The 25,360-nt window shown below is 33.5% G+C and carries 27 protein-coding genes; 7 read left to right on the top strand and 20 right to left on the bottom strand.

Going from position 1 to position 25,360, the window contains the following annotated elements:
* Positions 1-134 precede the first annotated feature (134 nt).
* Positions 135-758 (top strand): glycerol-3-phosphate 1-O-acyltransferase PlsY, encoded by a 624-nt coding sequence (plsY, locus tag ACVQ8P_RS01100; RefSeq protein ID WP_462297002.1) that lies wholly within the window; start codon positions 135-137, stop codon positions 756-758.
* Between the two features lie 23 nt (positions 759-781).
* Here plsY and ACVQ8P_RS01095 read toward each other — a convergent pair whose 3' ends face one another.
* The 13 genes from ACVQ8P_RS01095 to ACVQ8P_RS01035 all read right to left on the bottom strand — a co-directional run bounded on the left by ACVQ8P_RS01095 (position 782) and on the right by ACVQ8P_RS01035 (position 14,144).
* The gene (locus ACVQ8P_RS01095; protein ID WP_462297001.1) at positions 782-1,663 is read right to left on the bottom strand and encodes an aldose 1-epimerase family protein; all 882 of its coding nucleotides are present in this window, start codon (positions 1,661-1,663) and stop codon (positions 782-784) included.
* A gap of 15 nt (positions 1,664-1,678) precedes the next feature.
* Positions 1,679-3,088: an ATP-dependent protease ATPase subunit HslU gene (gene hslU / locus ACVQ8P_RS01090; protein ID WP_462297000.1), complete on the bottom strand. Its 1,410-nt coding sequence runs from the start codon at positions 3,086-3,088 to the stop codon at positions 1,679-1,681.
* Positions 3,089-3,103: 15 nt separating this feature from the next.
* Positions 3,104-3,649 (bottom strand): ATP-dependent protease subunit HslV, encoded by a 546-nt coding sequence (hslV, locus tag ACVQ8P_RS01085; protein ID WP_462296999.1) that lies wholly within the window; start codon positions 3,647-3,649, stop codon positions 3,104-3,106.
* 116 nt (positions 3,650-3,765) lie between these two features.
* Positions 3,766-5,076 (bottom strand): FADH(2)-oxidizing methylenetetrahydrofolate--tRNA-(uracil(54)-C(5))-methyltransferase TrmFO, encoded by a 1,311-nt coding sequence (trmFO, locus tag ACVQ8P_RS01080; RefSeq protein ID WP_462296998.1) that lies wholly within the window; start codon positions 5,074-5,076, stop codon positions 3,766-3,768.
* A 30-nt stretch (positions 5,077-5,106) separates the two neighbouring features.
* Positions 5,107-7,203 carry a type I DNA topoisomerase gene (topA, locus tag ACVQ8P_RS01075; protein ID WP_462296997.1) on the bottom strand — a complete coding sequence of 699 codons (2,097 nt, stop codon included), beginning with the start codon at positions 7,201-7,203 and terminating at the stop codon, positions 5,107-5,109.
* Between the two features lie 95 nt (positions 7,204-7,298).
* Positions 7,299-8,168: a DNA-processing protein DprA gene (dprA, locus tag ACVQ8P_RS01070; protein WP_462296996.1), complete on the bottom strand. Its 870-nt coding sequence runs from the start codon at positions 8,166-8,168 to the stop codon at positions 7,299-7,301.
* A gap of 46 nt (positions 8,169-8,214) precedes the next feature.
* Positions 8,215-8,982, bottom strand: a complete 768-nt coding sequence (locus tag ACVQ8P_RS01065; protein ID WP_462296995.1) for a ribonuclease HII — start codon at positions 8,980-8,982, stop codon at positions 8,215-8,217.
* Positions 8,983-8,984: 2 nt separating this feature from the next.
* Positions 8,985-9,833, bottom strand: a complete 849-nt coding sequence (ylqF, locus tag ACVQ8P_RS01060) for a ribosome biogenesis GTPase YlqF (protein ID WP_462296994.1) — start codon at positions 9,831-9,833, stop codon at positions 8,985-8,987.
* Positions 9,834-9,975: 142 nt separating this feature from the next.
* Positions 9,976-11,424: a S41 family peptidase gene (locus tag ACVQ8P_RS01055; RefSeq protein WP_462296993.1), complete on the bottom strand. Its 1,449-nt coding sequence runs from the start codon at positions 11,422-11,424 to the stop codon at positions 9,976-9,978.
* Positions 11,425-11,439: 15 nt separating this feature from the next.
* A complete protein-coding gene (locus tag ACVQ8P_RS01050) occupies positions 11,440-11,661 on the bottom strand; it encodes a YozE family protein (protein WP_462296992.1) in 222 nt (73 codons plus the stop codon).
* A 15-nt stretch (positions 11,662-11,676) separates the two neighbouring features.
* Positions 11,677-12,303: a YpmS family protein gene (locus tag ACVQ8P_RS01045; RefSeq protein WP_462296991.1), complete on the bottom strand. Its 627-nt coding sequence runs from the start codon at positions 12,301-12,303 to the stop codon at positions 11,677-11,679.
* A 10-nt stretch (positions 12,304-12,313) separates the two neighbouring features.
* Positions 12,314-13,213 carry an SGNH/GDSL hydrolase family protein gene (locus ACVQ8P_RS01040; RefSeq protein ID WP_462296990.1) on the bottom strand — a complete coding sequence of 300 codons (900 nt, stop codon included), beginning with the start codon at positions 13,211-13,213 and terminating at the stop codon, positions 12,314-12,316.
* A gap of 82 nt (positions 13,214-13,295) precedes the next feature.
* On the bottom strand, positions 13,296-14,144 hold the full coding sequence (locus tag ACVQ8P_RS01035; protein ID WP_462296989.1) for a DegV family protein: 849 nt from the start codon (positions 14,142-14,144) through the stop codon (positions 13,296-13,298).
* Between the two features lie 139 nt (positions 14,145-14,283).
* Here ACVQ8P_RS01035 and trhA point away from each other — a divergent pair, with 139 nt between their 5' ends.
* Positions 14,284-14,925 (top strand): PAQR family membrane homeostasis protein TrhA, encoded by a 642-nt coding sequence (gene trhA / locus ACVQ8P_RS01030; RefSeq protein WP_462296988.1) that lies wholly within the window; start codon positions 14,284-14,286, stop codon positions 14,923-14,925.
* Between the two features lie 80 nt (positions 14,926-15,005).
* Positions 15,006-15,146 carry a hypothetical protein gene (locus tag ACVQ8P_RS01025; RefSeq protein ID WP_462296987.1) on the top strand — a complete coding sequence of 47 codons (141 nt, stop codon included), beginning with the start codon at positions 15,006-15,008 and terminating at the stop codon, positions 15,144-15,146.
* 167 nt (positions 15,147-15,313) lie between these two features.
* Here ACVQ8P_RS01025 and ACVQ8P_RS01020 read toward each other — a convergent pair whose 3' ends face one another.
* Both ACVQ8P_RS01020 and ACVQ8P_RS01015 read right to left on the bottom strand, forming a co-directional pair.
* Positions 15,314-16,774 (bottom strand): MDR family MFS transporter, encoded by a 1,461-nt coding sequence (locus ACVQ8P_RS01020; protein WP_462297045.1) that lies wholly within the window; start codon positions 16,772-16,774, stop codon positions 15,314-15,316.
* 152 nt (positions 16,775-16,926) lie between these two features.
* Positions 16,927-17,217: an ArsR/SmtB family transcription factor gene (locus ACVQ8P_RS01015; RefSeq protein ID WP_462296986.1), complete on the bottom strand. Its 291-nt coding sequence runs from the start codon at positions 17,215-17,217 to the stop codon at positions 16,927-16,929.
* Between the two features lie 168 nt (positions 17,218-17,385).
* On the opposite strand from ACVQ8P_RS01015, the gene ACVQ8P_RS01010 reads away from it, so the two are divergent.
* Positions 17,386-17,682, top strand: a complete 297-nt coding sequence (locus tag ACVQ8P_RS01010; protein ID WP_462297044.1) for a hypothetical protein — start codon at positions 17,386-17,388, stop codon at positions 17,680-17,682.
* A 43-nt stretch (positions 17,683-17,725) separates the two neighbouring features.
* Positions 17,726-17,857: a hypothetical protein gene (locus tag ACVQ8P_RS01005; RefSeq protein WP_462296985.1), complete on the top strand. Its 132-nt coding sequence runs from the start codon at positions 17,726-17,728 to the stop codon at positions 17,855-17,857.
* A 112-nt stretch (positions 17,858-17,969) separates the two neighbouring features.
* Here the strand turns inward: ACVQ8P_RS01005 and ACVQ8P_RS01000 are convergent, their stop codons facing one another.
* The 5 genes from ACVQ8P_RS01000 to dapB form a co-directional block, all read right to left on the bottom strand.
* Positions 17,970-18,464 (bottom strand): dihydrofolate reductase, encoded by a 495-nt coding sequence (locus tag ACVQ8P_RS01000; protein WP_462296984.1) that lies wholly within the window; start codon positions 18,462-18,464, stop codon positions 17,970-17,972.
* Between the two features lie 26 nt (positions 18,465-18,490).
* Positions 18,491-19,438 (bottom strand): thymidylate synthase, encoded by a 948-nt coding sequence (locus tag ACVQ8P_RS00995; RefSeq protein ID WP_462296983.1) that lies wholly within the window; start codon positions 19,436-19,438, stop codon positions 18,491-18,493.
* 7 nt (positions 19,439-19,445) lie between these two features.
* On the bottom strand, positions 19,446-21,341 hold the full coding sequence (locus ACVQ8P_RS00990; RefSeq protein ID WP_462296982.1) for an ABC-F family ATP-binding cassette domain-containing protein: 1,896 nt from the start codon (positions 21,339-21,341) through the stop codon (positions 19,446-19,448).
* Between the two features lie 73 nt (positions 21,342-21,414).
* Positions 21,415-22,629, bottom strand: coding sequence for a CCA tRNA nucleotidyltransferase (locus tag ACVQ8P_RS00985; RefSeq protein WP_462296981.1), 1,215 nt, complete (start codon positions 22,627-22,629; stop codon positions 21,415-21,417).
* A complete protein-coding gene (gene dapB / locus ACVQ8P_RS00980) occupies positions 22,626-23,411 on the bottom strand; it encodes a 4-hydroxy-tetrahydrodipicolinate reductase (RefSeq protein WP_462296980.1) in 786 nt (261 codons plus the stop codon). The genes ACVQ8P_RS00985 and dapB overlap by 4 nt, the downstream gene beginning before the upstream one ends.
* Before the next feature lie 132 nt (positions 23,412-23,543).
* Here dapB and ACVQ8P_RS00975 point away from each other — a divergent pair, with 132 nt between their 5' ends.
* Both ACVQ8P_RS00975 and ACVQ8P_RS00970 read left to right on the top strand, forming a co-directional pair.
* Entirely contained in the window at positions 23,544-24,434 is an 891-nt protein-coding gene (locus tag ACVQ8P_RS00975; protein ID WP_462297043.1) for a YitT family protein, read from the top strand.
* Positions 24,435-24,529: 95 nt separating this feature from the next.
* A complete protein-coding gene (locus tag ACVQ8P_RS00970; protein ID WP_462296979.1) occupies positions 24,530-25,360 on the top strand; it encodes a site-specific integrase in 831 nt (276 codons plus the stop codon).

Here is a 25,360-nt window from a genome sequence, read left to right as displayed (position 1 = left end):
AATAACCCATTCTTTTTTGAAATGTAAAGAAAAATCCGAATAGACGTTCTTTTTTATAAAATAAATTGGTGTCTTCTAAAAAGAATGTTAAAATACTACTTATCAGATTTACTGGTCGAAAGGAGTTTATAATCATGGGTACAATTGTCTTAATGTTAGTGATTGCTTATTTTTTAGGATCAATTCCGTCAGGTGTTTGGATTGGAAAATATTTTTATCAAAAAGATATCAGAAAATTTGGTAGTGGAAACGTTGGTACAACAAATACCTATCGCGTTCTTGGACCAAAGGCAGGTACAGTCGTTTTAGTAATGGATATCTCAAAAGGTATTATTGCTGCAAGTCTTCCTCACATGTTCGGTGTTGCTGCAACCGTTAGTCCTTTACTAATTGGAGTCGGCGCCGTAGCTGGGCATACCTTTTCTATTTTCACTAAATTTAAAGGTGGAAAAGCAGTCGCTACTGGCGCAGGTATTTTATTACCCTATAATCCATTATTTTTCATCATAGCTTGTACAATTTTCATTTCATTAATACTTTTAACAAGTATGGTGAGTGTTGCAAGTGTCCTTGGATTTATTGGAATGTTGATAGTTGCGATAGCCTTTCAAGATTGGCTATTAACTATAATTGCGGGGATTTTAACTATTTTCGTTATTTATAAACATAAAGACAATATAAAGCGTATTTTTAATGGAACTGAGAGTATGGTGCCGTTTGGACTTGGCTTATATTTACGGAATAAAAAAAATCGATGAATATTCATCGATTTTTTATTTGGCTAAAATACTGTAATTTCGTATGATCCTTCAAATGATTGATTTTCTTCTAACTTGTAAAGACTACTTTTATCAGATAATTTGCCTGTAGACGCAACGTTATCAGCTAAACCCCACCATGGTTCAATACAAACAAACGGTGAATTTTCAGGATATTTTGACCAAACACCAACATAATCAGCACCATTTAATGTCACAGAAACCCCATGATCATCTTCAGGCGTTGAAAGTAAAACAGTTGTTTCTGATTGTTTCAATTCATAAATTAAGGCATCATTTTTGAAAGTTTCTCGAGATAGCTTAATAGGTTCGTTGAACTTAACCAATTTTGCATTTGCAATATCGTTGAATGGTCCAACTAATGGAATTTGGCGTCTTTCAACGTTGGGAGCAATCTCAATTTGGTAATTTTCCAAATCTAGATAGGCATTTTTTAGTGGAATATTGAATGCTGGATGGCCTCCAATTGAAAATAACAACTCATTTTCATCAGGATTATAGACATCGTAAATAACTTTTATTTGATGATTAGTCAAAATATAATGTAATCTTAATCGAAAATTAAATGGATATTTAACTTTTGTTTCTGGAGATGATCCTAATTCCAAGACAACTGACGTTTCAGTTTGAGAAATTACCGTAAAAAGCATATCACGAGCGAATCCATGTTGTCCCATCTGATACATTTTTTGATTATATTCATATTCATCATTTTTTAAACGCCCAACAATTGGGAATAAAACGGGTGCATGTCGACCCCAATATTTCTTGTCTGCTTGCCAAATATACTCAATAGCTGTGTCGTTTCCTTTAACACTAACTAGTTCAGCACCTTGTTCAGAAATCTTAACTGTGATGAAATCATTTTTCAATTCAACTGTCATTTTATTCACCCATTTCTATAAGATATAACGACTAAGATCTTTATCGGCAACGATATTGCCAATCTTATCTTCGACATAACTTTCAGTAATTGTAATGTCTCCCATCTGCATATCAGGTCCTTCGAATAATAAATCTTCAAGTAATTTTTCAAGGATAGTATGCAAACGACGTGCCCCAATGTTTTCAGTATCGTGGTTAACGTTATATGCAATTTCAGATATTTTTTCTACTGCTTCAATTGTAAATGTCACATTGATATTATCAGTGCCAATTAGGGCAATATACTGCTTAATCAACGCATTATGAGGTTCAGTCAAAATTTTAACAAAATCTGATTGACTTAAATCATCTAATTCAACCCGAATTGGAAAACGACCTTGAAGTTCTGCGATTAAATCACTAGGTTTACTTTCATGAAATGCCCCAGATGCAATAAATAAGATGTGATCAGTATTAATCGGGCCAAATTTAGTTGAAATTTGAGAGCCTTCAACAATTGGGAGAATATCACGTTGCACACCTTCTCTTGAGACCTCACCACTATTTTTTTGAGATTTAGAGGTAATTTTATCAATTTCATCAATAAAAATAATTCCCGTATTTTCAGCACGTTCAATTGCGGCCTGGTTAATATCTGCCGAATTAACTAATTTTTTTGATTCTTCACGAATTAAAATTTTTCGTGCTTCTGATACAATTAACGTTCTTTCGATTTTTCGAGTTGGCGTTAAAGCACTTAATGAATCTCCTATATCAATTCCCATCTGGCCCATCATACCGTTCATACCAGATGGTTGTTTAGGTTCATCAATTTTGATTGTAACTTCGTTATTTTCTAATAAACCACGATTTAATTGTTCTGACACAGATAACCGTTCATTTCTAATGTCATCAGTAACCTCTTCTTCGTTTTCCGTGTCCAAACCTGCTGGCATTTGCCCCTTTTGGATTTGAGACATCATTTGCATAATATTGATATTTTCAGCTTTTTTTTGTTTTCTGATACCAGGAACCAACAATTTTACGAGACGCTTATCTGCCATTCTTGATGCTTCGCCCGAAACACGACCATATTGAGCGTCTTCTTCTAATTTGATTGAAACATCAACTAGGTCACGGACCATTGATTCCACATCACGTCCAGCATAACCAACTTCGGTAAATTTGGTTGCTTCTACTTTAACAAATGGCGCTTCCAACATAGTTGCTAAACGACGAGCGATTTCAGTTTTACCAACACCAGTTGGTCCAATCATCATTAAATTTTTAGGTGTGACATCTTTTTGCATGGATTCAGAAAGTTGCATCCGACGATAGCGATTACGCAAGGCAACAGCTATCGCTTTTTTTGCATCATTCTGACCAATAACGTATTGATCTAATTCAGTTACAATTTGTTTTGGTGTTTTATCAATTACAGTCATAAATTTACCTACTTTCTATAATTCTTCAGAAATAACATGATGATTCGTGAAAATATCAATATCACCAGCAATATTGATTGATGCCTCGGCAATTTCTTTGGCAGACATATCAGTTGTATGGTGTTTAAGGGCCTTTGCAGCAGAGAGTGCAAAATTACCACCAGAACCGATTGCTAAAATATCGTCATCAGGTTCAATAACTTCACCACTACCAGAAACAAGTAACATTTCTTTACTATTCATCACGATTAAAAGAGCTTCTAATTTTTGTAATGATTGTTCACTACGCCAATCTTGTGCTAATTCAACTGCAGCACGCTGTAAATTCCCACTAAATTCATTTAATTTTTTTTCAAAACGTTCTTCAAGGTTGAATGCATCAGCAACGCTTCCAGCGAAACCAACTACTACTTGATCATTATAGATACGACGAACTTTTCTGGCAGTCCCTTTCATAATAACTTTCTCACCCATCGTAACTTGACCATCTCCAGCCATTGCACAATGTCCGTTATGCTTAACGGCACAAATTGTTGTTGCATGAAATGAAACAGTTGCCATAATAAATTCCTCCATTATTTCTCATTTTATTGTATAAAAAAACTTCATTGAACGCTACTACTGTAGCACAACAATGAAGGATAACTCAATTATTTAATCAGATATTTCATAAATATTTAAAGAGTTGGTTTAAATATGGCTAAATGCTCTAGCGCACGATTTGCAACCGCTTGATTTTTTTCTTGCTTATCTCGAATTTTCTTTCCGCCTAATTTTGGTACAATACCAAAATTGGCGTTCATTGGTTGGAAATGCTTGCCATTCGCGTGTGTTATATAATGAGCCATGGCTCCCATCATAGTTGTCTTAGGTAGAACGACTGGTTCTTCTCCTAAAACAAGATGAGCAGCATTTATACCTGCTAATAAGCCACTTGCAGCACTTTCAACATAACCTTCAACACCGGTCATTTGACCAGCAAAAAAGAGATTATCTCTAAATTTTGATTGGTACGTAGGTTCTAAGGTGTCAGGAGAACGCATGAATGTGTTACGATGCATAACACCGTAACGAACAAATTCAGCATTTTCTAACCCAGGAATCAATGAAAAAACTTTCTTTTGTTCGCCCCATTTAAGGTGTGTTTGGAAACCAACCATATTGTATAAATCACCGACAGCATTGTCTTGACGTAATTGAACAACAGCAAAAGGTTGTTTACCAGTCTTTGGATCTTCTAAACCGACTGGTTTTAAAGGACCAAACAGCATCGTTTTAGCACCTCTTCTAGCCATTTCTTCGATTGGCATACATCCTTCAAAAAACTTTTCATCTTCAAAATCATGCATTTCAGCCGTTTCAGCTTCAATGAGGGCCTTATAAAAAGTAATAAATTCTTCTTTAGTCATTGGACAATTCAGGTAAGCGGCATCACCTTTATCGTATCGTGATTTTAGATAGATTTTATTCATATCTAATGATGATTTTTCTAAAATAGGTGCAGCGGCATCATAAAAGTACAGGCCCTCACTACCATTTAATTGCTGAATTGATTCTGCTAATCCTGCTGATGTTAATGGACCAGTGGCAACAATGGTTGGTCCTTCTGGTAATTCAGTTAACTCTTCATTAATAACCGTTACATTTTCATGATTTTTGACTAAATTAGTAATTTCTTTAGAAAATTTATCTCGATCGACGGCTAATGCACCGCCAGCAGGAATTGAGTTGTGGTCGGCAGATGTCATAATTACTGAATCTAATTGGCGCATTTCTTCTTTTAAAAGACCAACTGCATTCGAAATTTGATTGGCTCTTAAAGAATTTGTACAAACCAGTTCAGCAAAATTTTCAGTGTGATGAGCTGGTGTCATTTTAATGGGGCGCATTTCGTACAAGTTAACGTGAACCCCTCGATTGGCAATTTGCCATGCAGCTTCACTACCGGCAAGACCGGCACCAATTACATTAACGCTAATATTTGGCATTATAATCCTCCTGCTACCAGATAATCTGATTTATTTTTGAACGGCTTCTTCGTAGTCACAATGGCTACATTTAACTTGTTTGCCGCCTTTGACTTTTTTCTCAATTAAATAATGTTGACACTTAGGACATTCACGGCCAATTGGTTTATCCCATGAAACAAACTCACAATCTGGATACCTTGAACATCCATAGAATAAACGATTACGTTTAGATTTACGTTCAATGACTTCACCTTGATGACATAATGGGCAAATAACACCAATTTCTTTAACAATTGCCTTTGTATTACGACAATCTGGGAATCGACTACATGCGAAAAATTTCCCATAACGTCCCATTTTAACGACCATAGGTGACCCACAAATTTCACAATTAAATCCAGCGGGTTCATCTTTAATTTGAACTTTTTCAATTGTTTCTTGAGCATGTTCAACGTTTTTTGAAAAAGGTTTATAAAAATCATCAACGACTTTAACCCAATTCTCGTCCCCGACTTCGATGTCATCAAGACCTTTTTCCAACTCAGCAGTAAATTTAACGTTCACAATATCACTGAAATAAGCTTCAATCATATCATCAACAATTTCACCTAATTCAGTTGGTTCAAAACGTTTAGCAACTAATTTTACATAGTAACGGCGTTGAATGGTATCCAACGTTGGCGCATACGTTGATGGGCGGCCTACACCATTTTCTTCAAGTGTTTTAATTAAATTAGCTTCAGTAAATCTAGCAGGTGGCTGAGTAAAATGCTGATTAGGCTGATTTTTAGCCAAATTAACATGATCGCCAACTTCTAAATCAGGTAATATATTATCTGATTTTTTGTTATCTTCATAAATTTTTGTGTATCCAGCAAATTTAGTTTTTGAACCAGAAGTATGATAAACGACCCCATTTTGTTCAATGGATACAGACATTGTATCCATAACTGCAGGTGTCATTTGACTAGCAACAAATCGTGACCAAACTAACTTATATAATTTCATTTGATCGTTACTCAAATAATCTTTCATTGAAGCAGGCGTACGTAAGACAGATGAAGGTCTAATAGCCTCATGGGCATCTTGGGCGCCTTCTTGTAGTTTCCCTTTTCTTGGCTTGGTAGCGGCATATTCTGCACCATATTTTTCATGTAAATATTGAGCAGTTTCATGTTTAGCCGTTGTAGATACACGAGTTGAATCGGTACGCATATAAGTAATTAACCCAACAGTCCCTTGTTTTCCAAGATGAATTCCTTCATACAATTGTTGTGCAACCATCATAGTTTTTCTTGTACGGAAATTTAATTTTCTGTTAGCATCTTGTTGCATGGTACTTGTTGTAAAGGGTAATGCGGGAAATCTTTTTCGTTCTTTTTTTGTAACGGCAGTGATATCAAAATCAACTTTTGTGTCTATTAAAGTCATCACTTTTTGAACATCATCGTTAGTTTTGAGTGCTTTTTTCTTTCCATTGATACCATAAAAAGCAGCATCAAACTTTTCTTTGCCCTTTTTAAATTCAGAATCGATGGTCCAATATTCTTCAGGTTGGAAGGCGCGAATTTCTTTTTCTCTTTCAATAATTAAATTCAAAGCGATAGATTGAACACGACCTGCGCTCAATCCTTTTTTTATTTTTGCCCAAAGTAAAGGGCTAATTGAATAACCAACTAATCGATCAAGGATACGACGAGCTTGTTGCGCATCAACCAGATTCATATCAATTGACCGAGGCTCATTAAAAGCATTTTTTACTGCATCTTTTGTAATTTCATTAAAAACAACACGATTTTTTGCTGTAATATCCAAATCTAAAATGTGCGATAAATGCCAAGCAATTGCTTCACCCTCACGATCAGGATCGGCCGCAAGATAAACATTTTTCGCTTTTTTCGCTTCTTTTTTTAAACTTTTAATGACATCACCTTTGCCACGAATTGAAATATAATGGGGATCATAATTATTTTCGACATCGACACCCATCTTGCTTCGAGGTAAATCTCTAATATGTCCAAGACTAGCTACGACATGATAGCTACTTCCTAAGTATTTTTCAATTGTTTTGGCCTTAGAAGGTGATTCAACAATAACTAGATTTTTCTTAGCCGGTGTTCTTTTTTTCTTCTTGGTTACTGGCATAATTGAACTCCTTCATCGTAATTATATTGGTAGCAATAACATTTTTAAAATCGTAAGTAATCTTAAAGCATGATAGAGAGGCTTGTCAAGCGTAATTAGTTTTCGTAAAACTCTTCAAGTATTTGTTGACCATTAATAACTGGCATTGCGCCGGCTATTATCAACTCGTTACAACCAAGTGAAAGTGGACTTGAAATTGATCCTGGTACGGCCAAAACCGTGCGATTTTCTTGTAACGCCAAGTTAGCAGTTATTAAGCTACCACTATGATGCTTAGCCTCCGTAACTAATAGGCATTCACACAGACCTGCAATAATTCGATTCCGTTCTGGGAAATGATTTCGTTCAGGGCCCGTATTGAGTCCATATTCGGAAATTAAAAGTCCTTTTTGACTAATCTCAATTTGTAATTCTTTATTTATTTTTGGATAGTATCTATTTAAACCAGTCCCAATTACTGCAATCGTATCAGCTTCATTAGCGATTGAAAACTGGTGTGCAAGTGTATCAACACCAGTTGCTAATCCACTTACAATAACTTTTTTACTTTCAACAACTGCCGGTAATAACAATCGAATAGCTTCTATTGAATAGGCTGTCCTTTGGCGAGCACCAACAACAGCTAGTGATTGCCGATTTAATAGTTGTAAATTACCACGCATAAAAAGAACAATTGGTGGCCGATAACATTCTTTCAACCGATACGGATAATTTTCATCAATAATAGTTACAATTGTGGCATGCGCTTCATTAGCAACAACTTCAGCCTGCAACGAAGCACTAGTATAGACCCTGTTAAAGCTGGCTCTTTTTTTACTATTAAATTTTAGAATATGATTGATTAATTCCAAAGTTAAATCTGTACAATTTGGATTTTGTTGTAACCAATCAAAAAGCTTATTTTCACCAATATACGTAATTTCTGAACATAATCTAAGTTTAATTAAAGTTTCTCTTATTGTCATGGGTTCTCCTTATTAGTTAATACTAATAAGGTACGTATTCAATTGGTTATTTTTTTAGCATTGATTTGATTGGTTCAAACGTTTGACGATGAATTGGCGTTACGCCCAATTCATCAAGTCCTGCTAAATGATTTTTAGTTCCGTAACCATCATTATGAGTGAAATCATATCCCGGATACAATTCATTATAAAAGGTCATCAAATGATCACGGTAAACCTTAGCCACAATACTAGCCGCTGCGATACTAGCACTTTTAGAATCACCTTTAATGAAGCTTTCTTGCGGAATATCGCTATCAATTGTCATGGCATCAATTAATAATTGTTGTGGCTTTACATCTAATGAATTGACAGCTTCCAACATAGCAATTCGAGTGGCTTGATAAATATTAACTTCATCAATAATCTGATTATCTATCACGGATACACCTACAGAAATCGCCACAGCTAATATTTGACCATATAGTGCCTCGCGTTTATTAGCTGTTAATTTTTTAGAGTCATTTACGTCAACTAAGTTGAAATTATGAGGTAAAATAACGGCCGCACTAACCACTGGGCCAGCTAAAGGCCCCCTGCCAACCTCATCTATCCCAGCAATATACGGAATACCGTTTTGCCAAAGATTTCTTTCTATCAATAACCTATGTTCAAAAGAAGCCTGGTGTTCAAGAGTTTTTGTTTGTCGATTATGATATTGTGCCAAAAGTTTAATAACACCTTTACGAGGATCTTCAGTAATTTCTTGAATAAAATCATCTGAAGGATGATCAAGTAATTGTGTTTTTATTTGAGCAATTGTGAGTTCAGACACGTTTATTCGCCACCTAATTGCGGAATCTCTAAGGTATAACGACCAAGTTTTCCTTGTCTAATGTCAAAAATGACACGCTCACTTGCACGATCGTAATCCTCTTTAAAGCCCATTTTTTTTGTTAAAGCTAATAATAAATCAACATCGCTCATCGCCATTTGCTCATCAGTTAATTTATATTTTTCTTGTAATGCCTTTGGATTTGTTTGTTTAAAATGCTCTAATCCATACAAGGCGATATCATCTTTTGAATATAAAGAATCTTTAATTGCGCCAGTTAAAGCAAGACGTTGACCAATTTTTTGATCCTCAAATTTTGGCCATAAAATACCGGGTGTATCTAAAAGTGACATTGATTTCCCAGCTTTTAACCATTGTTGTGCTTTTGTTACACCAGGTCGATTACCTGTTATGGCAACATTTTTATTTACTAAATGATTTAATAATGTTGATTTTCCAACGTTAGGAATTCCAATACACATTACCTTAACACGTTGTTGAATAATCCCTTTACTTTCTCGTAACGCTAATTTATCTTTTAAAACGACATTTATTTTCTTTTCAATCGCATTTAGTTGTCCATGCTGACTATCTACAGCAACAGCTGGAATCCCTTTACTTTCATAGTAATGCAACCAACGAGCAGTCACATTAGGATCAGCCATATCTTTTTTTGTCAAAACCATCACATGAGGTTTTGTGGCAAGTAATTGCTCCAGTTGTGGATTTCTAGATGATTCAGGTAACCTTGCATCAACTAATTCGAGTACAATATCTACTAAACTTAATTTTTCTTTTACTAATCGTAAGGCTTTTGCCATATGTCCTGGGAACCATTGGATTACTGTCATTTAAATTCTCCTTGTTAAGCCAAGAAAATTTTTGATTAACTTGCTTAATTCTTTATATTTAACGTTCTTAATCAGAATACCTTAAATTATGCACAAAAAGAAGAGAGTTCCGCTATTTAGTTTCACTCTCTCCAGTCTTTTATTAATTTGTGGCTGCTTTAATTGCCGCATCGTATGCAGGATCATCTTTTGAAAGTTTCTCCTGAATCAAAGTTTCAATTTTTAAAGCCGTTTTTTTATCAACTTCACCCGTTTGATTCAATTTATTGGCTTTTTGCAAAGCCTTAACGGCGTTAACCGTTGATGTACCGTAATAGCCATTATCTTTATTTTTGTAATAACCAAGTGCCTTTAAATAAGTTTGTATATTTTTAACTTGAGTTGAAACATCTTCTTTTTTGTATGTTTCATCAGTATTAATTAATGCTGAGTAAGCATATGCAGGGTAATCAGCTGAAACAGTTGGCTTGATTCCTTTTTTGTTAATCCAAGAACCATCAGGCGTCAACCATTTAGCAATCGTTACTTTTAATTCTGTCTTATCAGTAAAAGTACTGATTGTTTGAACAGTTCCTTTACCATAAGAAGTAGAACCAATTAATTTGTCATGACCCGATTGATTAAGTGCAGCTGCTAAAATTTCAGAAGCACTTGCGCTATCTTTATTAATCATAACAACTGTTTTTTCCGTAACTTTAAACCCGGAATCATACTTTTTACCAGCTTTATATACTTGCGGATCTCCAGTTTTGGTTTTAACTTGCATGATTGTTTTACCATCTTTTAAGAACATTGACCCAATTGCCAATGCTTGATCCATAAGACCACCTGGATTATCACGAACATCAAGAACAAATGATGTAGCACCTTTTGTTCTAAGGGATTTTACTGCAGCTTTAACTTCTTTAGACGTATTCTCAGAAAAAGTACTAATTTGAATATAGCCAACTTTTTTATTTTTCTTCGAAATATTACTATAAACCGTTTTAACAGGGATATCATCTCGTTTTATTGAAACATTAAAAGTTGATGAATCACGTTTAATAGTTAATTTAACGGTAGTTCCCTTTTTACCACGAATTTTTGAAACAGCTTTATCTAAGCTATCACCATAAATTGATTTACCATCTATTTTTTGAATAATATCATCTGTCTTCAAACCTGCTTTTTTAGCAGGCGTTCCTTTGATGGCGGATACAATTTGGATATTCTTCTTATTAAGTTTAACTTCTGCACCAATACCAACAAATTTACTTGTAATAGTTGAATTTAAATCAGTTGCGTCAGCTTTACCTAAGTAAGACGTAAATTTATCTCCAGTTGCATCAACCATTCCATTAATTGCACCATTAATTAATTTTTTCTTGCTTATATTTTTATAATAAGAGTTGTTTAACGTTGAATATACAGATTCAATTTTAGTTAAATCTGAATTGGTACTTTGTAACGAGCTAACTTCTTTATTAATTTGTTTAATTGCAAAAAAATACATTGCCGCGGCGCCAATAATAAATGCTAAAAAAATTGAACCTAACAATGTCCAAAAATGACGATCAGCTTTAAACCGTCTTGCTTTTTTTCTTTTTTCCATGTTTAAAAACCTCCACTAATTCATTTTGTCTAAATATCGTGCCCAAGCATCATCAAAGATGGTCATTGAAGGCAAATAGCCCGCATTTAATTCAAGATAATTGGATACAAAATCATAATTATCTGATAGTTTTGGGAAACTTTGATCAAAAAAAGCATTATTCGCAAATTGTGCCACTTCATCTATACCGTGATCATTACGTTCGGTCATTAAAAATTGATAGAATGTTTGTCTCATAAAATTATACCTCGTTTAATTTAAGGGAATAGATACATCGAATTTAAAAATATTGTTCTTTAAATCAATTTTTGTCGCACTAGCCTGTATACCATTTTCAATATCTAGCTCTTTTAAGTTAAGCATAATTGTTTGCTTTTGACTATCAATGGTAATCCAGTTTGGTAATGTGTATGCTTTTTTTACATAATTCATGATAAATTTTTTAGGAACTGGTAAAGAACCAACAGCAACTGATTTGGTTTTTAATACAATATTTCCATTAGGTGTCACAACTGGATCAGAGTACAACGTAAACGAAATATTTTGCCCTAAAACCTTTGTTGTACCCATTAAGATCGCAGATTTATCTACCAAAAATCGATATTTAATTGATTGTCCTTTTTGAATTGATTTTAAATAATAATTAATCGTTCCATTTAGCTGTTCCTTATTCATTTCAACACTAAGGCTTGTTCTTTCTGTTGCTTTTGAATTCGTTTGCGTTGTTAATGTTTTTTGGTCTTGCGACTGGCTTGCCACACTAACAAAAAGATAAAGCATCGTACCAATTAATAAAGAAAGTAACACGATAAATGCTACCTTCCATGCGTTAAAATTTTTTTTAGATTTTACGTGAATTTGTTCTGATCTCTTAGCCATAACTCTCCCATTATTTAAATAAATGATTTTTTTGCATTGATTCGTATAATAAATCGGTCATTTTTTTATAGCCTTTATTATTCGGATGAAAATGATCTGTTACAGAAATATAATCGTTTTTCTCATCTTTTTCCTGTAAAACACTCTCAAGGTTAAAACCAGATAACCCAGATAAATCGGAATTGTCTGATTTTTTAGTTAACGTATTTGTTTTACCATAATATTGTCCCTCAGAAAGCTGTTTTGCGATTGTAACAAAGTAACTATTTTTGTCAGCCTTAACAACTTTATTAGTCGTTTTATTCCATGATTGAACAATTGTCGTCATACTATTCATATTGGGGAAATAAACATAAAATGGATTATAGACACTAATGACATAGATAGGCGCACTACTATTATATTTCCGAATTTCTTTAAATAATTCGTTTAATTTAGTTGTATACGTCAGCTCTTCAGCAGTTATTGCTTTATTTAATTTAGTCACGTCATTAGATAAAATATTTTTTTGAATAACTTGCAATAAATCATTCCCACCAACTGTTAAAGTTACAACATTGGCTTTTGATAACGTTTTTTGCATCTTAGGTTGATTCTTTAGACGAGCATAGATTTGGTCACTTCGATCTCCTGATAAGCCAAAGTTAGAAGATGTGACTTTGACTTGTTGCTTAGCATTCATTTTTGCCTTAATCAATGGTACAAATCCGCCTTTATTGGTTGTATCTCCTACACCTTGCGTTAAAGAATCACCAAGTGCTACTAATTTAATCGCCTTTTTTTTGTGTGGAATTGTAATTAAATTTTGATTTGAAAAATGGCCCGTTGCGAACCACATACCGCCAAATATAACGCCACTTAGTACCATAATACTTAAAATAGTGATTAAAAAGCTTTTTAAAAATTTCAAAAAATCATTCCTTTTTAAGATTAAAAAAACTGGACAAAAACAGTTGTTTTTGGACCAGTTTAAATGTGATCATTTAAGATTCTTAGTCTTTATCTACATAAAACATAACCGCAAATGCTCCTGGACCACCATGTGTGGCAATAATAGGAGCTGTTTGGCGAACTAGAATATCTATGGTTGGAACTGCCGCCTGTAATAAATCACGAACTTCAAATGCTTTTTTTTCATTTCCAGCATGAGAAATACCAATTGATTTAACGTGAGGTGTTGTTTTTAATTCTTCAACTAAATCTGAAACAAACTTATTAACCGTCTTCATACCACGGCCTTTATTTTTAATTTTTAATTCACCATCTATCATTTCAAGAATGATTTTCATATTCAAAACGCTTGAAAGGACTCCTGTTAATCTTGATATACGGCCACCTTTAACTAAATTATCCAAGGTCATAACAGCCATATATAAGGTTGAATTTTCACGAATTTCAGCGATTTTTGTTAAAATATCGTTCATTGATGCACCAGCATTTGCTAATTTAGCTGCTGCTAAAACTTGGAATGCCATACCTCGATCAGTAGATCGTGTGTCAACAACTGTCACATCTGATTGACTCATTTGTGCAGCTTGTTCTGCAGTATGCACCGTCCCACTAATTTGATCTGTCATATTAAGTGAAAGGACCTGGCTTCCATCTGAGCCAAGTTTATCGAACATTTCCACAAAAGTTCCAATCGGTGGTTGACTTGTTTTTGGTAATGTTTTTGACGTTTCCATTTTTTCTTCGAATTCGTCATTTGTAATTGATTCACCTTCAACGTAAATCGAATCATTTATCATAACACTTAAAGGTATAATATTAATGTTGTTTTCTTTTACTTCAGCATCTATTAATCCAACAGATGAATCTGTTACTATTTTAATGTTTGACATGTTTCTTCATCCACACTTTCTTAACAAAAGTTTTTAATCATGATACAATAACGTCACTATAAACTTTTCTATGTTTAATGTCTAGTATATCAGACATGCTAGTCTATTTCACATAGAAATTAATGACTGAGGTGTTTTTTTGGAACAAAATTACAGTAGGCGCTACCTCATTTTGAATGAAGTGTTAAACGCCGTGACCCATGGCATTGGTTTTGGATTAAGCATAGCAGGATTAATTGTTTTAATTATCAAAGGAACTCATGATGGAAGTGCATTAGAAATTACATCATATGCCATTTATGGCTCATCTTTAGTATTACTTTACTTAACGTCGACGTTATTCCACAGTTTAATTTTTACACGGGCAAGGACCGTTTTTCAAATATTTGATCACAGCAGTATTTATATTTTAATTGCAGGGACTTATACTCCCTACTGTCTTATCGCTGTTGGTGGCGCATTAGGTTGGACATTATTCGGAATTATTTGGGTCATGACCATTTTGGGAATTATTTATAAATCAATCTGGTTAGGTCATTTCAAAACAATTTCAACAATTATTTATCTGATTATGGGTTGGCTTTGCCTAAGTGCTATGTTCCCACTCTATGCTAGTCTTGGCGTAACCGGTTTTTGGTTATTAGTTTCTGGTGGTTTGGCCTTCACAATTGGTGCGGGCATTTATAGTATTAATGGCGTCAAATACTTACATGTTGTTTGGCACCTGTTTGTGATGCTAGGTACAGGATTAATGTTCTTTTCAATTTTATTTTATACTTGAAAATGTAAAAAGTGAAGCTATTTTCAATCTATAGTTAGCCCCCAGTATTGGACCAAAATCCAATTCTGGGGGCTATTTTTATGGTTAAATTTTCTAAACAGTTTAAAATTCAAGTCATTGAGGATTACCTTTCATCGTTAGTGATTTCATGGGTTCAACGATATTCATCAGAATTAAACGTCTTGGCACCTAATAAATTTTTTGATGCTTTTTTAAGGTAACTATTTTGAAACCTATGAGGATTAAAAAAAGGCTGTAATCAAATCTGGCGATAACTATAATAATTATCTAATTAGATTAAAATTGGTCGGAAAGACTCCAGTTGACTACCGAAATCTTTCCGACCAATTAGTATCTTAGAAGTTCACTCCAATTTTTGGGGTTCACTTCAGATTGGTTTTTTTTGTTTATCAAAAAAATTGACAATAATGGCTAAAAGAAACATTAAAATAACTAAATAAAAAATATTATGAAGTGTAATTAAAAGTACGTTGCTCAGTAATTTCCTGACAGAGTTTATAATACTTTCTTGTGAATTTGAATTAATAAATTCATTAATTTGTGAAAGCGACAGTTCACGGTGTTTGCTTAGTTGACTGCCTACACTCAAATTAAATACAAGTCCGTACATACCTGTCATTATTGTCTGCCCGAGAGTCCGTCCCAACGTAAGCATTGAAGAAGCTAGACCCACGTTCTCTTCTGGAACCAACTTTTGTGCGATTACTGTATTTGTTGTTATTGCTATGCCTAATGCAGCTCCGGTTATACCAGCAATGACATAAAACCAAACAAGATTAAAGTTTTGATTACTAAATACAAGTGGTATATATGCAACTATTAATATTAAGGTAACCACAAGTAGTATTTGTTTTGGGGCCCACTTTTTTAATAATTTTCCTACGAAGAAGGACGCTACAAGCCACATTACCGGACTTGGCGTAATAGCTAGCCCTGCAATAGAAGCCGGCGCACGATATAAAGCTTGCAACCAAATTGGAAAATATATTTGAAACCCAATCTGTGCACCGCTCAACAGTAATGCGGTAATTATTTGAGCGGAAAAGGTCCTATTCTTGAAAAGAGATAATGGGATTAACGGATCAACCGATTTTCTTTCGACTACCAAAAATATAAGAGTAGTTGAAATAAAAACTAGTAGTAATGTTATTTCTAAAATTATTGAACTATCCTGATTACTCAAGTTTTGAAATATCAGAAGTAGTGTAATTAACGAAATTGATAATGATGTAATTCCTGAAATATCAATATGCTTTCGTCCTGTCGTTACCTTTTTATCGTTATATCCAAAAAGCACCAATAAAATTACGATAACTCCAAGAGGAACATTTATGAAAAATACCCAATGCCAATTCAATTTGTCTACAATAAAGCCACCAATCAAAGGTCCTGCTAAAGCTGAGACCCCCCAAGCAGTGTTGTTCAGCGCTAATATATTTGCTCGCCGTTCATATGTAAATAAATCAGCAATAATCGTAAATGTAATCGGCATTATGGCTCCAGCACCAATGCCCTGAATAATACGCGATACAATTAATATCGGCATAGATTGTGACACTCCACAAAAAAATGATCCAATAGTAAAAAAAACTAAACCTGTTAAGAAAACAGGCTTTCTACCAATTTGATCAGAGAACTTTCCATAGATTGGAGTTGTTATTGCTGTAATTAGTAAATATACTGAAAAAACCCAGCTTTGTAGAGAAATACCATGTAATTTGTTAATGATAGTCGGCAATGCTGTTGTAATAATGGTTGTCTCGACAGATGTCATAAAGGTAGCTGTAAAAACAGCAGTCATAATTAACACTAGATTCGTTTTTTTTATCATTTCAAACCCCTTTCAAATTATTCTATTAGTTGATAACTATCAAACTATTTAATAATAAGCTCCCCAACAAAATTAGATTGATTACTAATTTGATTCAATATACATTTTGTTGTACGATGGCCATCGAAGTATCAGTTAAAAAAAATGGATTACAAAGAATCCAAAAATCCAGGCAAATATTTTTCAAATGTTTCATTTCGAATTGAAAGGAATTTATTTTGCCCATCACGTCGTGTATTTGTCAAACCAACTAATCGCAACATCTTAAAATGATATGAAACGGTCGACTTGTTAATATTAAGTTCTTCTCCCACCTCTCCACAAGTTAATTCTCTCTGTGCGTGATGTAAAATCCGAATCATACGTAACCGGTTTGAATCGGATAAAGTTTTAAAAATTTCTACGCGCGTGTCATCTAAATTACTATCAATAATCATCATATGTGTATACTAAGACTTTTTTTGATAATTTGCAAACCACCAAACAAGAAGGAATGATTTTTTGTCAATTAAACAATCAGATATATTTAATACTTTTAGATACGATACCGTTACTTTAACAATGAATACAGCACGAAAAAAATTACGTCAGCGCATGTCAATAAATAAATAAAAAAATCGCTTATTATTTCTAACGAGCAAACTGCTGGACTTGGTAAACCAGGTAGAAACTTCATTTCTCCAAAAGGTTCTGGAATATATGTGACTATATGCTGTATAAGTAATAAACATGAAATGAGGTACGGAAAAGTTGCTATGACAACGGCTATTTTAACTTATCAAGCCATCAATAAAATATACAATATCAATGACAAACTAAAATGGGTAAACGATATTATATTAAATCAAAAAAATTGGTGGTATCTTAATGGGATTTTTGAGTTTAAGAAAAAAGAGAACAAGTAAATAACTAAGATTGATAAAGTACAATTAAAAACTAGAAGCATGTATGAAAAGTTTTGGGAGACATTTAAAAGATGAATTCTTCAATTTTTATCATACAGCTACTGAAGAAGAAAGGCTTCAACAAATTAGTCAAGCTATGTCTTCGTATAATAATAATCGCATCAAAATGCACTAAAAGGCCAAACCCTATTGAGTTTAGCCTTTTATATTTTTTAACGTATCTACTTTACAGAAGGTACATCCGTCTTAGAAATCCACTACAAGTCTTTGAGTGTAACTTCACTTTTTTAGTGCTTATTTTTTTCATAAATTCTAAATTCATGCTTATATTTATTTTTTTCATCAACGATACCAGGAATTATTTTGACCAATTTCCAATCGTGATATTCGATAGGAATCATGGTCACATCGCCCTCGAAAATAGCATCAATTTTCGTTTGGTACAGACAATCAACGCTTGAATACATTTCTGAAAATAAAGTTGCGCCACCAATAATAAAAATATCACCAGTATAGTTTCCTAATAAAGTCTTCAATTCAGCTATCGAGTGGACAATTTTCAAGTTATCTGTTTCAATCAAATCTGTTTGACTTGAGACAACAACGTTAATTCGATTTGGCAATAATCCTGGGAAACTTTCAAATGTATTTCTCCCCATCACAATGACCTTATTGAGGGTTGTTGCCTTAAAAAATTTTAAATCATTTGGCAGATACCAAGGCAGTTTCCCCTGATATCCAATATGATGCTCATTATCTTCGGCCCAAATAAAATTAATCATGCGTAATCTCCTTATAGAATAAACGATTAAACGGCAACAGGTGCTTTAATTGGAGGTGCTGGATTATAACCTTCAACTTTAATATCCGACATATTATAATCAAAAATACTATTTTTATCCGGATTCAACCACAACTTGGGCATTGGTTGAACGTCACGAGTCAGCTGTTCCTTCACTTGATCCATATGATTATTATAAATATGTGCGTCACCTAACGTATGAACAAATTCGCCAACTTCAAGTCCAACTTCTTTTGCAATTAGATGGGTTAACAACGCATAACTAGCAATATTAAATGGAACACCTAAAAAAACATCACCACTTCTTTGATATAATTGACAACTCAATTTACCATTGGCCACATAAAATTGGAATAATGTATGACATGGAGGTAAGGCAACATTAGGGACGTCCTCTGGATTCCAAGCTGATACAATTAATCTTCTAGAATCAGGTGTTTTTTTGATTGCTTCAATAACATCTTTAATTTGATCAATTGTGTCCCCTTGCCTCGTCTTCCATTTACGCCATTGACTTCCGTAAACATCACCCAGTTCGCCAAATTTTTCGGCAAACGCATCGTCTTCAATAATTTTATCGCAAAAAAGTTTCTTTTGACTGTCATATTCTTTTTTAAAATCAGGGTCTGAAAGTGAACGATGACCAAAATCAGTCATATCTGGGCCATTATATTCAGAGCTTTCAACATAGTTTTTAAAAGCCCATTCGTCCCAAATATGATTTTTATGTTTTAATAAATAGCGAATATTGGTATCACCTTTTAAAAACCACAACAATTCACTTTTAATTAAACCGAATGGTACTTTTTTAGTTGTTAGTAATGGAAATCCTTGACTTAAATCAAACCTCATTTGATAACCAAAAAGACTTTTAGTTCCAGTCTGTGTACGATCAGTCTTATCATTTCCATGTTCTAAAATATCACGTTCGAGTTGTAAATACGTTTCTTCCATACGATAATTACTCCTTTTCTGCATATTTCCCTAAGTAGTCCCAACGGGTCATTTTTTCTTCGATTTCAGTATCTAATTTATCAATTAAAACTTGTAAATCACTTAGTGCCACAAAATCATTGCCGTTAGTACTTGCCATATCATTTTCGGCTTTTTCTTTTTTAGTTTCTAAGGTATCGATTTCTTGTTCAATTGTTTCAAACTCTTTTTGTTCAGCATAAGTTAATTTATTTTTTGCTTTGTCATCTGAAATAGTTTCAGTTTCAACAGTTTTAGCCTTATTCGCTGTTACTGTCTCATCTTGTATTGCACTATTTGCAAGATATGATGTAAACAAACCAGTATAGCGATTAATTTTAGCATCACCTTCAAAAATAAGAAGTTGATCTGCAACTTTATCTAAAAAATATCGATCATGAGAAACCGTAATAACAGCACCATTGAATGATTCTAAATAATCCTCAAGAACAGTCAATGTTCCAATATCTAAATCATTTGTTGGTTCATCTAATAACAAAACATTTGGTTGTTGCATAAGCAATTTAAGGAGATAAAGTCTTCTTTTTTCGCCACCAGATAGTTGTCTAATTAACGTTCCGTGCATAAATCGAGGAAAAAGAAATTGTTCCAAAAGTTGCGTGGTACTGATCCGTTCACCGTGCTTGTTTTCAACATTTTCACCAATTTCATTCAGGTAACTAATCATTCTTTTGTCACCAGGAATCGGTTCAGTTTGTTGTTGGTAATACCCTAATTTAACTGTTTCACCCATTAATAATTCACCAGAATTAAGCGGTAACTTACCGGCAATAGCATTAAGTAAACTTGATTTACCAGCACCATTTTTACCAGTAATCCCGATTCGGTCACTTGCTTGAATTAATTCATTAAAATGATCTATAATTTTATGATTTTCTAAAACTAAACTAGCATCTTTTAATTCAATGACCTTTTTACCCAGTCGTTGTTGTCCTAATCCAATTGAAACGTCTTGATCGATTTGTAACGAATTCATATTTTCTTTTAAATCATTAAATCGATTAATGCGTGCTTGTTGTTTTGTTGATCTAGCTTTGGCACCCGTTCGCATCCAAGCTAATTCTTTTTTATATAACTGTTGTTCTTTGTGTTCTGCCGTAACCTCTTGAGCCACTCTTTCAGCTTTTTGAGCAACAAAATCTTGATAGTTACCTTCGTAAGCATACAACTTACCAAATGATAATTCTAAAATTTGGTTCGCAATTTGGTCTAAAAAGTAACGATCATGAGTAACAACAATTAAAGCGCCTTTATACGTTTTAAGATAGCTTTCTAACCATTCAATTGAGCTAAAATCTAAATGATTAGTAGGTTCATCAAGAATTAATAAGTCAGGTGCTTGAATCAAGACTTGAGCTAACCCAACTCTTTTTTTCTGTCCACCAGACAAAGTAGCAACTTTTTGTGTTAAATCAGTAATTTGCAATTGCGTCAAGATGGTTTTAACGTCGTTGTCGGCATTCCATGCATCTTCACGGTTCATGCGATCTTCTGCATCGGAATAACGTTGCTGTAATTTTTCATCTTCAGGATGTTCACTGTATGCTGTTAAAACTGCTTCATAGTGGCGAATAGTTTCAAAAACAGGTGAAGCCCCTTCAAACGCTGCCTCCATAATGGTCATATCGTCATTTAATTCAGGAATTTGTTTTAAATAACTCATACGGTAATTATTAGGTTTAATTAAATCGCCTGAATCAGCTGGATCAAGTTCAGTCAACGCATTTAACAATGTCGTTTTCCCTGAACCGTTAGTTCCAATCAATCCAATTCTATCTTTTTCATTGACGATAAAATTTAAATCGTCAAATAATGTCTTTTCACCATATGTTTTCTTTAAATGTTCGACTCTTAGTGTTTGCATGTCATCACTCTCTTATCTAATTTGATTCTCTTTTATAGGTTAAATTTACTGAACACGTCTTGTAATTTCTAAATTACGTTAATTCTGACATTAATTGTTCAGCTAATCTTAATAATTGAGTTGATTCATTTGGAACTTCTTCCATTAAAATGCGGTGTTCTAATATGGCTAAAATACGACCTAACTTTTCACCTGGTCGAATACCGACTTCTTTTATTAATTGACCACCATTGATAACCATCTCTTTTTTCGACTTAATAGGAAGTTGCTCATAAGTCGTTGCCAATTTTTTAGCATCTAAGTGGTTATTAAAGATTGCTGCGACTTCATTGGCAATTAGCAAGCGTTCTAATCCTGTCTCATACATCAGTTCTCGACTAACAGTGTCATTTAAGATACCCGTTAGTGCTTTAATAACAACTTGAACATTTGTAATCAGCTCATTTGAACTTTTCCATGCCACTAAAAATCGACTAATATCAGATTCTGCTATTTTTAAGACATGAATGACTAACGACCAAGCAGCTACTTCCGAGGTTAATTTAATGGTTGATATTTGTGACATATTTATTAATTCTGGTAAATATTTATCAAATTCAGGACAATATCGTGCTAAATCAGCCTTAACGAAATGTTGTAAGCCAATTTTAGGATTTTTCCCTAATAGTAATTTAACGAATTCAATATGAATACGTTCAATGGCAATTTTCTTCAAAAGTGGTGCATGTTTTTTCAATGCCTTAGCGGTTTCTTCCTCAATTGTAAAATCCAACTGACTTGCAAAACGAATCGCTCTCATCATTCTTAGTGCATCTTCATTAAAACGCTCATCAGCTTTACCAACTGCTTTTATAAGATGGTTTTCTAAATCTTGTAAACCACCGAATAAATCAATAATCTGGCCCTCATGAGTCATTGCTAATGCATTAATTGTAAAATCGCGACGTTTTAAATCCTCTTCTAATGAACGAACAAATTCAACATGGTCCGGACGTCTAAAATCTTGATAAGTTGATTCTGTCCTAAAAGTGGTGATTTCATAGCCTTCTCCATGATCTAAAACCATCACTGTCCCATGTTGAATGCCAGTATCAACTGTTTTATTAAATATTTCTTTAATTTCATTGGGATATGCACTAGTCGCAATATCAATATCATGAATAGGCAACTTTAAAATGGTATCCCGCACACTACCTCCAACAAAATAAGCTTCAAATCCAGCATCTTCAATGGCCGTAATCACTGGTTCTGCATTAATAAAATCATCCGCAAGATTAGAAACAATCATAAAATATTTTCCAATCCAACAAATAATTCTTCATATTGACCTATTTTTTCAACGGCTACGGCAACACCAGACATGAATGAAATGCGATCAAATGAATCTTGACGGATAGTTAAAGCCTCACCATTTCCACCAAATAATACTTGTTCATGCGCAACATATCCAGGCAATCGGACACTATGAATTTTCATACCTTCATAGTCAGCCCCTCTTGCGCCAGGTAATGTCTCTTTTTCGTCGGGATTTCCTTGAACTTTAGGTTTCCGAACTTTAGCAATCAATTTTGCGGTGTTCAAAGCAGTCCCACTTGGGGCATCCAATTTTTTATCATGATGCATTTCAATAATTTCAACATCAGGTAAATATTTAGCAGCTTGTTGTGCAAATTGCATCAATAACACAGCAGAAATCCCAAAGTTAGGTGCAATTAAGCCACCTAACTTTTCAGCTTTAGCCAGTTGCTTCAGTTCATTTATATTATCTTCTGATAAACCCGTTGTCCCAACAACGGGTGATATATGTTTTGAAATAGCGAATTTAACATTTTTTAAAACAGCGTTTGGAACAGTAAAATCAATCCAAACATCAGCTGCCACATTTATTTTTTCTAAATCGTTAAATATTGGTACATCATGTGTTTTATAGTCAGCAATTTCATTTATATTTTTTTCTGTAGCTGATGTACTGTAAACACCAACTAATTCAAATAATGGATTTTCTAAGATCATATTCGTTGTAGTGGTACCCATTCGTCCCTTAAATCCAGCGACCAAAACTTTAATCATAGTAATCCTCCTCTTTTAATTAATACAATCTAGTTTAACAGATTTATACTAGATTTAAAATGTTAGTCGCCAGACATTTATCGATAATATGGTATGATAATCAAAGGAACTTTACTTCAGGAGGTGAACCCAATTTTAAAAAATGAACGAATTAAATTAATAGATTTAATAATGATTGCTCTTGGGTGCTGTTTTTATGCATTTGGACTAGCAACTGTTAATATCACAAATCATCTGGCTGAAGGTGGTATTACCGGTGTAACCTTAATTTTACGTTATTGGTTTCACATTGATCCAGCCTATTCAACACTTGCAATTAATATTCCATTAATCATTATTGGTTACCGATTCTTAGGTAAGCGCTCATTAATTTACACTATTTATGGAACAATAATGTTATCAGCTTTTTTATGGATTTGGCAACGTGTCCCAATTCATATTGATGTGAATAATGATTTATTTTTAGCAGGTATACTTGCGGGTGCATTCGGTGGTTTGGGTTCTGGATTGGTTTATCGTTTTGGCGGTACAACTGGCGGTACGGATGTCGTTGCACGAATTTTAGAAAAAACACGTGGCATTCAAATGGGAAAAACAATTCTTGCGCTTGATGTCGCTGTACTAATTATATCACTCAGTTATTTGGACCTTAGACATATGATGTATACCCTATTAAGCTCATACGTTTTCTCAAGAATTGTCAATTTCACGCTTGAAGGCAGTTACTCCGGGCTTGGCATCTTAATTATTAGCAATCAGTATCAAATGATTACTAATGAAATTTGGTCCAAATTAGAAAGAGGCGTTAGCTATATTAATGGTGAGGGATCTTATTCTCACCAAGATAAAAAAATGATTTATATTGTCATAAACCGAAATGAACTTCATCAATTAAAAGAAATAATACAAACGCTAGATCCAAATGCATTTGTCTCGATTAGCAATGTTAATGAGGTATTAGGTCAAGGATTTAGTTATGATCGACAGAAAAAGAATAAAATAAGTCAGATTTTTAATAAATAACTTGTTTTGCGCACTGCGATTTTTGCAGTGCGTTTTCTTTTTAAATGCGTTATAGTTAAAGTAACTTATTATTTATTACTAAGGAGATTTTCCAAATGAATTATCCCTATAAACAAGCTTTTAATTTATCATTAAGGTCTCGTTCTTTATCTAAATCAACGATTTTAGAATATAATCACGATATTCATGATTTTTTTAATTACCTTCTCCATTTTAATATCACTTATCAAACCTCTAACAGTGTTGAAACGATTTTAGAAGAAGACATCCGACAGTATCTAGTCATGCTTCAAGACAAACGAGAAATTAAAAATTCAACATATACAAAGGTTTTATCACATTTGAATGGTTATTTTAAATACTTATTTGTTCATCAGATTAATACCCATATCCCAACTCTAATGTTAAAGGGTAAAAAAAATAGTAGCAGTTCTATTTTAACATTTGATTGGTTAGTAAACTTTGACTTCTATCTTTTAAATTCAGACATTAGTTATTATTCTCGACTTGTTTTATTAATGACACGACACTTCTATAAAATTTCAGAAATCTTACAACCTGGATTTTATCGTTCTTTTAAGCAGTTAATTTTCTCAGAGACAGAACAAATTTTTTTGAATCAGTTTGACATTTATATTCAACAACTACAAGATATGCAACAATCTGATGATTGCTTTTTAAAATTACGCAAAAATAATCAATCCCCCTTATTATCTTTACCTGGTCTACATAAATATCTAAAGAAAGATTTACACTTTATTGAACCTAATAGCTCACCAAGTTCGCTATACCAATCAGCTGTTTGCTTTTTTATTCTCACTAATAACACGGCACCAGATTCAGAACTTATGGCCAAATTAAGAATTGATCCAAGTTCACTTTTATACTATCGTCATTTAATAATTAAACAGAACTTAACTATTTAA

It is taken from the genome of Dellaglioa sp. BT-FLS60 (assembly GCF_054941065.1).
This window is presented reverse-complemented; position numbering and strand designations above follow the sequence as displayed.